This is a genomic window from Priestia sp. TRM10 (assembly GCF_057808375.1).
Map to the genome: position 1 here is coordinate 59,353 of NZ_JBJZOT010000004.1, position 12,247 is coordinate 71,599.

The window sequence follows — 12,247 nt, forward strand, 5'->3', positions numbered from 1 at the left end:
GGGGAAATAATCCATGTTAGCAGAGGTTTCAAAAAATATTTTTATTCACGCTTCCCAAAATAAAGTGCTAAACAAGGCTGCTAAAAAATGGGGCCTTCGATTTGGAGCTGGTCAAGTTGTGGCGGGAGACACAATTGAGAGTGCCATTAAAAAAGTTCAAGAGTTAAATGAAAAGGGCATGGTTTGTACACTAGATCATTTAGGGGAATTCGTTTCAAATAGAGAAGAAGCGATAGAAGCAACAGAATATAACGTGAAAACGTTAGGGGCTATGGCTAAAGCTGGGGTAAATAGTAATTTATCTGTTAAGATGACCCAACTCGGGTTGGATATTGATCGAGATTTTTGTGTTGGAAATATGCGTCAAATTCTTGAGACAGCCAAAAAATACAACAATTTTGTCCGAATCGATATGGAAGATTATGCGCATTGCCAAATCACATTAGATATCTTGAGAGAATTACGCCAAACCTATGATAATGTAGGAACAGTGATTCAATCCTATTTATTCCGAGCTGAACAGGACGTAAAAGAATTAAAAGGTATTCCCCTTCGTTTAGTCAAAGGAGCTTATCAAGAGTCTCCTTCAGTGGCTTATCAAAAGAAAGAAGAGGTAGATGAAAATTATATGAGGATCATTGAAGAGCATTTGCTAAGTGGAAGCTATACGGCGATTGCGTCTCATGACCATCATATTATTGCCAAAGTAAAAAAATTCGTCCAAAAATATCATATTCCACGTGATCAATTTGAATTTCAAATGTTATATGGATTCAGAACAGACGTACAACTAAGTTTAGTTCAAGAAGGATATAAAATACGGGTGTATATTCCTTTCGGCAACGATTGGTTTGGGTATTTTATGCGTCGGTTGGCAGAAAGACCACAAAATGTGGCTTTTGCTCTTAAAGGACTCTTCTTCAAGTGAATGACGGAACAATAGTAAGGAAATATAGTATTTGATAAAGATTTATCTTACTAGAGTAGTATGATTGGGGAAGGTAAAGAAGTAGGTAAGTTTAGCTTACCTTACCTACTGTTTATCGTTATTTAGTTTATATACTGCAAATAGAAAAAGTCCATGCTATTCTCAGTTGCTAACAGGTAATTGATCCTAAAGATAATTATCAGTAAATTCAGGATATTAACAAACAGTATAATTTCGTATTGAAGATGAAAAGAGAAAGGGACAATGTTTATGCTTTATTGTTTTTTTCTCTTATATTTTATGGAATTAAAAACATCTGATTATTCACTAAGAGTGTAAAGTCATAGATTGTAGGTCTAGTTTTTTTGGGGGTAAAAGGATGTATGGAAGTAAAATATTGTAGAGAATCACAAGTTATACGAACAAGTCGCGTATTTCCAAATGACGCAAACAATCACAATACGTTATTGGGGAACGATTACTGAGTGATGTGAATCAGGTAGCTTCTGTTTCTGCAGCGCGTCATAGTCGTAGGGAATGTGTAACCGCTTCAACTGATTCGGTTGACCTCTTACATCCTGTCCGAACAACAGACTTGGTCTGTTTTGAATCATATGTGACATGGACAGGCACATCCTCCATGGAGGTTTTTTGTGAAAATCATTGCTGAAGACTTAAAAAGTGGTGAGCGTAGAATTGCAGCAACTGCACTATTAACATTTGGTGCACTTGATCAACATAAACGTCCAACACAAGTTCCCCGAGTCATTCCGGGGACGGAAGAAGAGAAAAAACTACATGAAACCGAGCCGGATAGGGCAAGAATGCGTAAAGAAAACAAAAAAGCAAAGAGTTGGCCTTGTTTTTAAGAATACATCATCCTTTGACACTATAATAACCATATAAAAAATACGTTTATGATGGGATGAAAATAAGAGACATATGAAAATAGGTCATCACACAATGTTTCCAATGTAAACAACTTATAATATAAGAGGTGTGGAGAATGAAAACAACAGTTCCTTTTGATAGTGGTTCAGTCCAAAAGCCAGACAATAAGCAAAGTGAAACGCTAGATTTATTAGGCTCAACTCAATCTATCGTTAAAGAGGCGGTTCGAAAGTTAGGTTATAACAATAAGGTGTACGAATTATTAAAAGAACCACTTAGAACCTTAACGGTGCGTATCCCAGTTCGAATGGATAATGGATCTATTGAAATTTTTACCGGTTATCGTTCTCAACATAACGATGCGGTAGGTCCTACAAAGGGAGGTGTCCGATTCCATCCCGAAGTAAATGAAGAAGAGGTCAAAGCCTTGTCTATTTGGATGAGTTTAAAGTGTAGCATTGCTGATCTTCCTTACGGAGGAGGAAAAGGGGGAATCGTTTGCGATCCAAGGAACATGTCGCTTGGGGAATTAGAAAGATTAAGTCGCGGATATGTTCGGGCCATTAGCCAAATCGTTGGTCCGACAAAGGATATTCCAGCTCCCGATGTTTATACGAATTCCCAGATTATGGCGTGGATGATGGATGAGTACAGCCGCCTTCGGGAATTCGACTCTCCTGGATTTATTACAGGAAAACCGATCGTATTAGGGGGATCACAAGGTCGCGAAACGGCAACAGCGCGTGGTGTAACAATTTGTATTGAAGAGGCCGTCAGGAAAAAAGGTATTGAGTTACAGGGGGCACGCATTGTGATTCAGGGCTTTGGGAATGCTGGAAGCTTTCTGGCTAAATTTATGCATGAGGCAGGAGCCAAAGTGATTGGAATTTCAGATGCCCATGGTGCTCTTTATGATCCAACAGGGCTTGATATTGATTATTTACTTGATCGACGAGATAGTTTTGGGACTGTAACCAATTTATTTACTAATGTTATGACCAATCAAGAATTACTTGAGCAAGAATGTGAAATTCTTGTTCCAGCCGCCATTTCTAATCAAATCACATTAGAAAATGCCGATCGCATTCAGGCATCCATTGTAGTAGAAGCAGCAAATGGACCTACAACCCTAGAAGCTACCAAAATTTTAGATGAAAGAGGGATTCTTCTTGTGCCAGATATACTGGCTAGTGCAGGGGGTGTGACTGTTTCGTACTTTGAATGGGTCCAAAACAATCAAGGATACTATTGGTCTGAGGAAGAAGTAGCTGAAAAATTACGAAAAGTAATGATCAATTCCTTCGAAACTATTTATCAAATGTCACAGACTCATAAAGTTGATATGCGTTTGGCCGCTTACATGGTTGGAATAAGCAAATCGGCTGAAGCCTCGCAATTCCGAGGATGGGTATAAAATGGACAAACCTCTATCACTGTAAGAAAAAAAGAGTTGAAAAATAATCTTTTAATTGGAGGGGATTTTTCGTGTGTGTGTGGGTAATTACTGTCCATTCGAAGAACAACATTAAAATGTTTGAGTTTGACACTGAAAAAGAAGCAAAAGAAACTTTCAAGAGAATACAGGGGTGTAAAATTCTTACTGAAGTGATTTACCTTCATGATGAGTGCTTAATTGAGTCATGGTAATTTTGAGTCATCTACAGTTGGATTGTTAGATAATCCTTTTATTGAAGTATATTGGGATTAATCCAAGATACGTGCAAAAATAGGACGTAGCGTGGTAAATTGTCCTTTATATAATGTGATGTTTTATAGTCAAAACCAGATAGAGAACTGTCTCGAAGAAGGGTGATTATGATTCAAATTAGTGAACTAGCTCGAAAAACCGGTGTAAGCCTTCGTTCTCTACGATACTACGAAGAGAAAAAACTGTTAAAGCCGAAACGATTAGAAAATGGTTATCGTCAGTATAGTGAAATCAATATTGAACAAATCCGAATAATTCAACTTTACTTAAGTATGGGGTTGAAAACGAGTGAGATTGCTGAATTATTTCACTGCAAAATCAATGATGCAAACAAAGACGCATGTATACGAAATGGAATTGAAAAAGGCGAAATGAAGCTGACTGAAACCCGAGAACAAATAGCTATCTTACGCAAAGCGGAATCTCAGCTTATGGGTATAGTAACGGAGTTAAAAAAACGAATCAAACAAGAGAACAATCAGGATGAGGGTTCTCTCCCCTTCTGAGTTGTGTAGGATAACGGTCGTTTTATTGTTTGGATTAACATTAATAAAATTCATTTCTCTCATTCTAATACTCCTTTTTCAAAGTCTTTTTTTATATTATTTCATGTATACCCCATACATGGGAGGACAAAATTAAAAATTACATTGAAAGCCCAAATGGAAGTAAAGCATCGATATGAGAATATAACAGGGATCTATGGTGTGATTTTCTCCCACAAGCTCTAAAACAGCAATGTCGATTTACGAAATGTAACAATCTTCGCTGATAAACAGGTCGATCACTCTCCATGTGGTTCGGGTACTGCTGCAAGGGTAGCTACTTTATATGAACATGGCGTACTAAGGGAAGGTAGGGGTTTTATCCATTAGAGTATAACGGATGGGCGATTTGTTGGTGAAATGCTTTTATTAACAAAAGTTGGCAAATATGGAGCTATTATTCCAAAAGTCATAGGGGCGGCATTTATCACGGACTCCCATCGATTTATGGCAAATCTAAAAGACCCACTTAATAGAAGGTTTTTATTGAAGTAGTGTTCGGCAAGAGTACATTTCAAAAAAGTAAATTCACTTTCCTATAAATAAGAAGGAAGAGTATAAGGGGGTTGTTTGTATGAGATGGTGGAGAAATCAAAAACTGTATGTGAAAATTTTTATCGGCGTATTAATTGGGGCTATGTTAGGTTTTGTCTTTGGTCCTAAAGTTGCTGTGTTACAACCAATCGGAGATATTTTTATTCGCTTGTTACAAATGCTCATTGTTCCACTGACCTTTTTAAGCATTGTATCGGGTATTACTAAGCTTGAAGATATTAAAATGTTAAGGTCCATTGGCGGGAAAATATTGATTATTTATGTATTAACCACTTTACTAGCGACAGTTATTGGCGCTGTTACTGCCCTATTTATTAATCCGGGTAAAGGGGAGGCGGGACTTCTCGATAAAGGAGAAACCGTTGAACGAGAGGAATTTAGCTTTCTTGATAATATAGTTCAATGGTTTCCGTCAAATATTTTTCAATCAATGTCAGAAACAAATATGCTTCAAATTATTATCTTTTCTATTTTTATCGGAATTGCAATGGTTCTTCTTGGGGACAAAGTTAAAAGAATCCGGAAATTAGCTCATGAAGGAGCTGATTTGATGATTAAACTTGCCGAAATTGTCATTAACTTTGCCCCTTATGGAATTATGGCGTTAATTGCAAACGTTGTCGGAACACTTGGATTGGAGATGCTTATCGAAGTTGGCCGATACGTATTATCTGCTTTTATTGGATTTTTAATTATTCTCCTAGTTGTATATCCGATTTTATTAAAAGGGTTAGGAAAAACCAGCCCAATCTTCTTTTATAAGCAAATAAGTCCAGCTATGCTTGTAGCCTGTAGTACAACATCAAGCAGCGCAACACTTCCTGCATCGATGGAGGTTTCAAAACAGGGACTTAAAATACCAGAAAATATATATGGTTTCACGCTTCCCCTAGGCGCTACAATTAATATGAATGGTTTAGCATCAACATTGGGGGTTCTATCCGTATTCGCAGCAAATCTATACGGACTTACTATTACGTTAGAGATGATTTTACAAATTGCTTTTTTAGGTGTTGTTCTTGCAATGGGTTGCGCGGGGGTAAAAGGAGCAGATGTTGTTACTGCATCCCTATTACTTTCTACATTAGGTCTTCCTCTTACGTTAATACCAATCATTGCGGCGGTTTCTCCAATTGTGGATATGGGGAATACGGTTGTCAATATCACTGGTGATTTAACAGGAACGCAAATCGTCCATCAAAGAACTTCCAATTTTTCAAGGGAAAAAGATGCGGGTATGCCGAGAACAGGAAAAGATGAAGAATTATATTAGTTACAAATACTGATGAACAAAGAAGTTTAATAGATATAAATGAAATCATTGAATGTGTAGCTGTTGCCTTGAAGGGATTTTCAGACGAAAAAACTATTATGCCTATTCCTGCAGCCCTTCCTTTTGGGAATGGTCAAAATATATATTAACCATGCCTTCTGTAACTAAAGGGCTTGGTAGTGTTGGATTAAACTTAGAAACAGTAGCAACCAATAACAAAGAATTAAATGAGAAAACGATAACAGGAGTGGTGATGCTATCGGACCCTAAAACGGAAGAACCAATTGCTCTTTTGGAAGGCTCCTATTTAACCATGTTTAGAACTGGCGCTCTATCAAGTGTAGCAACGAAATATTTATACCCTAAAGATTTAAAAAAGTTATGTATTATCGGTATTGGAGAACAAGCAAAAGGTCTAGTTGAAGCCATACTAGCTGTTCGGGACATTGAAGAGCTTCTCCTTTGTAACATATAACAGAACAGAAAGCACATAAATTTGCTGATTGTATTAGAAGTTAAATTTGTAAGCGTATACAAATATATTCAGATTTAAATGAAGCAGCTCTATAAGAAATTGGTGATTTGCTAGTTTTAATAAAAGAAGGTGTTTTTAAGGCAAATGATATCTGTGGAGGGCTTGGGCAAATTATAAATGTAGAATAAGATGGTAGAGGAAAAAGTGTACACTAAATATTCATGAAATAAGATATATATAATTGGTGTAATAATCGCAATACTATGTCTGGTTGCTTTTAAATCAATATTGTAGCAGGAATGAATAACTAATTATTGGAGGAGTGAAAATTGGAAATTACCAAAGTTGAAGTGATCCCTTTTAGCGTACCAATTAATAGTTTTGCAGATTCCTATACTGGCTTTGCATCTTCCAACGCTGTTTTGGTCAGACTTCAAACTGAAGACGGAACAATAGGATTCGGAGAAGCATGTGCTTGGGAACCTGAGTTCTACGGGGAAACAATGGAATCAATTAGTTCAACAATTGAGAAATATTTATCGAAACATATAATTGGTCAAAATCCATTTAATATCAATCGCATTATGTCAATTATAGATGCCAAAATCGCAAGATTAACTTGTGTAAAAGAAGGTATTGATCTTGCTTTGCATGATTTAGTGGGTAAACTTCTTGGTGTTCCAGTGTATTCATTGTTAGGCGGATGTTTTCGAGATAAAATACCAGTTGCTTCTGAGATTGGTATTGATACCCCAGAATTAATGGCAAAAAATGCATTGCGTGTAGTTAATATGGGAATCAAAGTTATTAAAATTAAGGGTTCTCAAGACATGGATCTTGATATTAAAAGAATTTATTCTGTTCGTGAAGCTGTTGGTGGCGAAGTTGATTTACGTCTAGATCCAAACGCTGCTTGGACAACGATTGGTACGATAAAAACTATGAAGCAGTTAGAAGATTGCAAGCTCCAATTGCTTGAACAGCCTATACCTGGTTGGGATTTAAAGGGGATGGCCCATATTCGTAACTCAATCAGTATTCCCCTTATGGCCGATGAAAGTATATGGACACCCCAGGATGTCATAAAAATTGCAAAATATGAGGCAGCAGATCTCATCAACATCAAAATAGCTAAATCATGTGGATTAAATCTTGGCAAAAAGATAGAGACTGTAGCAGAAACAGTTGGAATTCCTTGTATTGCAGGTACGGAAATTGAACCTGGCTTTTCATTAATAGCAAAGTTACATTTTGCGGCTTCATTAAAAGAGCATCCGTTAGCCAGTGAATTTACTGAACTCACACTACTAAAGGCCAATATTTTGAAACAAACGATCGAGATTGAAGATGGGTGTGTTAAGGTACCTGACGGTCCGGGGTTTGGAGTTGAACTGAATGAGGAGACATTTGAAAGGTATATAGTAAAATGTTAATTTAATCCTTGCACCAGAACCAGGTGATTATGATTCAAATTAGTGAACTAGCTCGGAAAACTGGTGTAAGCCTTCGTTGTCTGCGATACTATGAAGAAAAGAAACTGTTACAGCCAAAACGGTCGGAAAATGGTTATCGTCAGTATAGTGAAATTAATATTGAACAAATTCGAATGATTCAACTTTACTTAAGTATCGGGTTGAAAACGACTGAAATTGCTGAATTATTTTACTGCAAAATCAACGAAGAAAGCAAAGATGCATGTATAAGAAATGGAATTGAAAAAGGCACAATGAAGCTGACTGAAATTCGACAACAAATAACTATCTTACGCAAAGAGGAATCTTATATTAAGAATGTGATAGCAGAGTTAAATTTTATTCATGGTCACCGGAAACAGCATGAGAACATAAGTCAATAACCTCCTTTTTTTATTATTTATATAGACTTTAACATTATAAAAAAATCCTTTGCTACGAACAAGTAAAGGATTTTTTATGGAAGATGATTAGGATGAAATATTGACTGTGAAATATATTATTAAAAGTAAATATTAAGGTAATTGTTTGTATGTTCTTATAGAGTTTTACTTATATCTTTTAAATTAGAAAGTACGTCATTTACAATAAGGAAAAAAGCATTTACGACCTGCGAATTTTCACCTTTTCTGCATACAAATGTGGTTTCAACTACTAAGTTATTATCCAAGATTTCTTTATATAATGCTCCCTTAATTTGCAAGTTTTTCATTGAGGAAGGAACAAGGGCTACTCCCATGCCTGAGGCGACAAGTGAAATTACATTTTGCAATTCATGGGCTTCTTGAGTAATGTTGGGACTAAATCCTGCCTCATAGCAAATATTAATAAAGCGATCATAATACCCTGGCCCACTTTTTCTAGGTGTCATGATAAATGAATCTTTTGCTAAATTACGGACATCACAGGGAGAAATGGATGTAGCTAAGGGATGTGTGGCAGGTAAAACAACAATGAACGGCTGCTGATGTACAGCCTTAAAGTCTAAGACAGTACTTTCTACAGGAGTACAGACGATACCAACATCAAGCTTTTTATCCTCTAAGGCCTTAACTTGGTCCGTAGTAGTTAATTGACGTGGTATTACATTTACAGATGGATACTTTTCTCGAAATGATTTTAATATTCTTGGAAAGATATCGTAAGTTAATGTTCCAGTGAAACCAATTAAGAGTTGACCTGTTTGTCCTTGACTTGCCCTTCTTGCATTTTTTACAGAAATATCTACTTCTTTGAGAATTTGATAAGCATGTTTCAGGAAAATTTTCCCTCCATCTGTCAATTGTACTTTTTGTTTTGTACGATAAAATAACAAGATATCTAGCTCTTCTTCTAGTTTCCGGATTTGTTGACTCAAAGGGGGCTGAGAAATATTTAGTCGTTCAGCTGCCCGATTAAAATTTAGTTCTTCTGCAACAGCTATAAAATATTTAATATGCCTTAACTCCATATAAATAATACCTCCTTTTAAATTTTTGAAAAGGATAAAATAGATAGCTTATAAACAAACTTAATACTTTTTAAATATTAAAGTAGTCCATTTTATATATTAGACAATATTCTTCTTCTGTTTTAACATAATATTAATAAATAAGAAAGGATCATATATTAAATATTCGGAATATTTAATATTTTCCGAAAGGGGAGAAGGTATGAGTATTGGTTCCAGATTTGAAAGGATACCAGATAACAGGTATAACAAGAAGTTGTTAACAATGTGTGGCTTAGGTTATACATTTGATGCTATGGATGGAGCTATTGTAGCATTTGTTCTTACTGCTATTGCTGGACCTTGGGAATTAACATCTGGACAAACAGGTATTCTGGGTAGTTCACTACTTATAGGTTTTTTCATAGGAGCAATATTAGCTGGTTATTTTGGAGATAAATTTGGCAGAAAAAAAGTTATCATATGGACCCTTTTAGTTTTCAGTATTGCTACTTTTTTTAGTGCACTAGCTTCAAATTGGTATCAGTTCTTCTGGTTAAGAGTGATAGCAGGAATTGGAACAGGAGGGGAAAGTGCTATCATAGCTCCATATTTAGCAGAGATGGTTGCTAGTAAGTATAGAGGAAGATACGTTGGTATTCTTGCCGCATTTTTCTCATTCGGATATGTAGGGGCATCTTTATTGGCCTATTTCGTTATTCCAATATCAGATATAGGTTGGCGGATAGCGATTATTATAACGGCTCTGCCTATTTTTTTAATTATATGGTGGCGTCGATCATTACCTGAATCCCCTCGTTGGCTCGAATCAAAAGGAAGACATAAAGAAGCGAATATAGCCATGCTAGAAATAGAAAAGCAAGTAGAAAAGAGTTTAGGTAAGAAATTAAATCCACCTTTAGATACTAGTGTATCTTATGACAGTGGAGCACAAGGGAAATTTATCGATATCTTTAAAAGTTCATTTTTAAAAAAGACCTCTATGCTTTGGATTCTTTGGTTTACTTATGTCTTTTCCTATTATGGATTTTTCACATGGATTCCCACTCTAATGTATAAGCAAGGATTAGAAATTGCTAAGTCTCTAGAATTCTCATTAATCATTTATTGTTCTCAAATACCTGGTTACTTTACTGGCGCTTATTTAAATGAAAAAATTGGCCGTAAAAAAGTAATTTCTTTTTACCTTATTGGTGCAGCTATTTCAGCTTATTTTATGAGTGGCTCAGAAACAGTTTTTTCTGTTGTATTATTTGGGTCCTTGATGTCTTTCTTTATGAATGGAGCAACTGCTGGAATTTACACTTATACACCTGAACAGTACCCTACAGTCATACGAGCTACTGGCACTGGCGCAGCCTCTTCTTTTGGTCGAATAGGGGGAATTATTGCTCCCATTACCATTGGATTTATGCTACCAATTTACGGTTTTGATGGTGTTTTTACTTTAATTACATCAGTTCTTATGGTGGGTGCTATTGTAATCCTGATTATTGGAAAAGAGACTAAAGGAAAAGCTTTAGAGGAGATAACACATAGAGAAGAAACAAAAGAAATTACGGATGTAATGGAAGATCGTCAAGGGAATCTAAAAATTAAGTAGCTGAACAAGAGTATCTGCTTTTTAAAGGACCTCCTTACTATTATTGAAGAATTTATATTCCAATATATGTTTTAAAAAATCTATTTTTAAATAGAAAATATATATTCTAGAAGGGAAGAATATAAATATGTTTACTCAAAATCGAATTAATCAATTTAGAAATTATATGGACAAAGAGTGTATAGATAGTGTAATCGTTTCAAATCCAGAGAATCAATATTATTTAACTGGTTTTCGTGCTCTTATGTATTCTAGACCTATTATTACAGTAATTACTCGTAATGAGGTTAGTATAATTGTACCCGGAATAGAAGAAACTCATGCTATAAAAGAAGCAAACGTAGACAATATACACGTTTATTATGAACATCCAGAAAGTATGGAAGAAGATAAAAAAGCTGCAAATGATATATTGATGAAGTTATTAAACACCCCAGCCATTCGAAAAATTGGGATTGAAGATGGGTTTCTTTCTTATGGTATGGGAGATCAATTGTCAACAAAATATGATACTACCGGAGTTACAGATTTTATTTTAAGAATGCGATTAATAAAAGATGAAAATGAATTTATTATGCTTCAAAAGGCAGGTGAACTGGTGAGTGGTGCTGTACAAGCTACCTTATCAAGTTTAGTAGTAGGGAAAACAGAATTAGAAGTAGAGGATACGGGGAACAGGTATGTTTTAGAACAAGCTTCTCGTTCATATCCAGATTCAACTGTTGACTTCTTTACTATGACTCCTTCCGGAATAGAACGTAGTACTATGCCCCATCTCTTATCCTCAACAAGGCGTTTTAAGGAACAAGATATTGGTATTCATACTAGGCAAATTGGTCTTCATGGATACCGAGCTGAATGTGAACGAACATTCTTTATTGGACATCCTACAAATGAACAGGCTGAAGTATTTAGTATCATGGTAGAGGCTAAAGAATCAGCTGTGAAAAAATGTATATCTGGGAATTTACTTAAAGACATTGATGAAGCAGCCCGTTCTATTATAAGGAAAGCCGGATATGGGGATTATGCTATTCACAGAACTGGACATGGTATAGGTTTAGAAGCACATGAGGCTCCTTCTATTAGATTTGATAATTACGATAAGTTAGAAACAGGTATGGTAATTACTATTGAACCTGGTATTTATATTCCAGGAGTAGGGGGATTTAGACATTCTGATACATTTATTATTACCGAAAAGGGACCGAAACAAATTACAGAAGCGAACTCTTTAATGAAGCAATTAACATTTTAATAAGAAATAAGTTGAGGCTTCTTAGAGGTTTTCTCATACCTTTAATTAAGAATATAGAATAAAGAAACAGGCTTTCCATAGGAAGCCTG

At 35.6% G+C, this 12,247-nt stretch carries 11 protein-coding genes and 1 pseudogene; 11 read left to right on the plus strand and 1 reads right to left on the minus strand.

Going from position 1 to position 12,247, the window contains the following annotated elements:
- Positions 1-13 precede the first annotated feature (13 nt).
- The 9 genes and pseudogenes from ACK3CR_RS04405 to ACK3CR_RS04445 all read left to right on the plus strand — a co-directional run bounded on the left by ACK3CR_RS04405 (position 14) and on the right by ACK3CR_RS04445 (position 8,230).
- Positions 14-928 (plus strand): proline dehydrogenase family protein, encoded by a 915-nt coding sequence (locus ACK3CR_RS04405; RefSeq protein ID WP_488974904.1) that lies wholly within the window; start codon positions 14-16, stop codon positions 926-928.
- Positions 929-1,311: 383 nt separating this feature from the next.
- Positions 1,312-1,797: pseudogene (locus tag ACK3CR_RS04410) on the plus strand (acyl-CoA thioesterase).
- A 137-nt stretch (positions 1,798-1,934) separates the two neighbouring features.
- Positions 1,935-3,233 carry a Glu/Leu/Phe/Val family dehydrogenase gene (locus ACK3CR_RS04415; protein ID WP_488974905.1) on the plus strand — a complete coding sequence of 433 codons (1,299 nt, stop codon included), beginning with the start codon at positions 1,935-1,937 and terminating at the stop codon, positions 3,231-3,233.
- 401 nt (positions 3,234-3,634) lie between these two features.
- The gene (locus ACK3CR_RS04420) at positions 3,635-4,033 is read left to right on the plus strand and encodes a MerR family transcriptional regulator (protein ID WP_488974906.1); all 399 of its coding nucleotides are present in this window, start codon (positions 3,635-3,637) and stop codon (positions 4,031-4,033) included.
- Positions 4,034-4,288: 255 nt separating this feature from the next.
- The gene (locus tag ACK3CR_RS04425) at positions 4,289-4,402 is read left to right on the plus strand and encodes a proline racemase family protein (RefSeq protein WP_488974936.1); all 114 of its coding nucleotides are present in this window, start codon (positions 4,289-4,291) and stop codon (positions 4,400-4,402) included.
- Between the two features lie 244 nt (positions 4,403-4,646).
- Entirely contained in the window at positions 4,647-5,900 is a 1,254-nt protein-coding gene (locus ACK3CR_RS04430; RefSeq protein WP_488974908.1) for a dicarboxylate/amino acid:cation symporter, read from the plus strand.
- Positions 5,901-6,051: 151 nt separating this feature from the next.
- A complete protein-coding gene (locus ACK3CR_RS04435) occupies positions 6,052-6,375 on the plus strand; it encodes a hypothetical protein (protein WP_488974909.1) in 324 nt (107 codons plus the stop codon).
- A 329-nt stretch (positions 6,376-6,704) separates the two neighbouring features.
- On the plus strand, positions 6,705-7,808 hold the full coding sequence (locus ACK3CR_RS04440; RefSeq protein ID WP_488974910.1) for a mandelate racemase/muconate lactonizing enzyme family protein: 1,104 nt from the start codon (positions 6,705-6,707) through the stop codon (positions 7,806-7,808).
- Between the two features lie 29 nt (positions 7,809-7,837).
- Positions 7,838-8,230 (plus strand): MerR family transcriptional regulator, encoded by a 393-nt coding sequence (locus tag ACK3CR_RS04445; RefSeq protein ID WP_488974937.1) that lies wholly within the window; start codon positions 7,838-7,840, stop codon positions 8,228-8,230.
- Between the two features lie 155 nt (positions 8,231-8,385).
- On the opposite strand, the gene ACK3CR_RS04450 is transcribed toward ACK3CR_RS04445, so the two are convergent.
- A complete protein-coding gene (locus ACK3CR_RS04450; RefSeq protein ID WP_488974911.1) occupies positions 8,386-9,297 on the minus strand; it encodes a LysR family transcriptional regulator in 912 nt (303 codons plus the stop codon).
- Between the two features lie 202 nt (positions 9,298-9,499).
- Here ACK3CR_RS04450 and ACK3CR_RS04455 point away from each other — a divergent pair, with 202 nt between their 5' ends.
- Both ACK3CR_RS04455 and ACK3CR_RS04460 read left to right on the plus strand, forming a co-directional pair.
- The gene (locus ACK3CR_RS04455; RefSeq protein WP_488974913.1) at positions 9,500-10,900 is read left to right on the plus strand and encodes an MFS transporter; all 1,401 of its coding nucleotides are present in this window, start codon (positions 9,500-9,502) and stop codon (positions 10,898-10,900) included.
- 127 nt (positions 10,901-11,027) lie between these two features.
- Positions 11,028-12,158, plus strand: coding sequence for a M24 family metallopeptidase (locus ACK3CR_RS04460; protein WP_488974914.1), 1,131 nt, complete (start codon positions 11,028-11,030; stop codon positions 12,156-12,158).
- The last annotated feature ends 89 nt before the right edge of the window (positions 12,159-12,247 follow it).

Excerpts from the sequence above, each read along its gene's own strand:
- ACK3CR_RS04460 (WP_488974914.1), top strand. The coding sequence starts at position 11,028 with ATGTTTACTCAAAATCGAATTAATCAATTTAGAAATTATATGGACAAA.
- ACK3CR_RS04450 (WP_488974911.1), bottom strand. The coding sequence starts at position 9,297 with ATGGAGTTAAGGCATATTAAATATTTTATAGCTGTTGCAGAAGAACTA.
- ACK3CR_RS04420 (WP_488974906.1), top strand. The coding sequence starts at position 3,635 with ATGATTCAAATTAGTGAACTAGCTCGAAAAACCGGTGTAAGCCTTCGT.
- ACK3CR_RS04430 (WP_488974908.1), top strand. The coding sequence starts at position 4,647 with ATGAGATGGTGGAGAAATCAAAAACTGTATGTGAAAATTTTTATCGGC.
- ACK3CR_RS04405 (WP_488974904.1), top strand. The coding sequence starts at position 14 with ATGTTAGCAGAGGTTTCAAAAAATATTTTTATTCACGCTTCCCAAAAT.
- ACK3CR_RS04435 (WP_488974909.1), top strand. The coding sequence starts at position 6,052 with ATGCCTTCTGTAACTAAAGGGCTTGGTAGTGTTGGATTAAACTTAGAA.
- ACK3CR_RS04445 (WP_488974937.1), top strand. The coding sequence starts at position 7,838 with ATGATTCAAATTAGTGAACTAGCTCGGAAAACTGGTGTAAGCCTTCGT.
- ACK3CR_RS04455 (WP_488974913.1), top strand. The coding sequence starts at position 9,500 with ATGAGTATTGGTTCCAGATTTGAAAGGATACCAGATAACAGGTATAAC.
- ACK3CR_RS04415 (WP_488974905.1), top strand. The coding sequence starts at position 1,935 with ATGAAAACAACAGTTCCTTTTGATAGTGGTTCAGTCCAAAAGCCAGAC.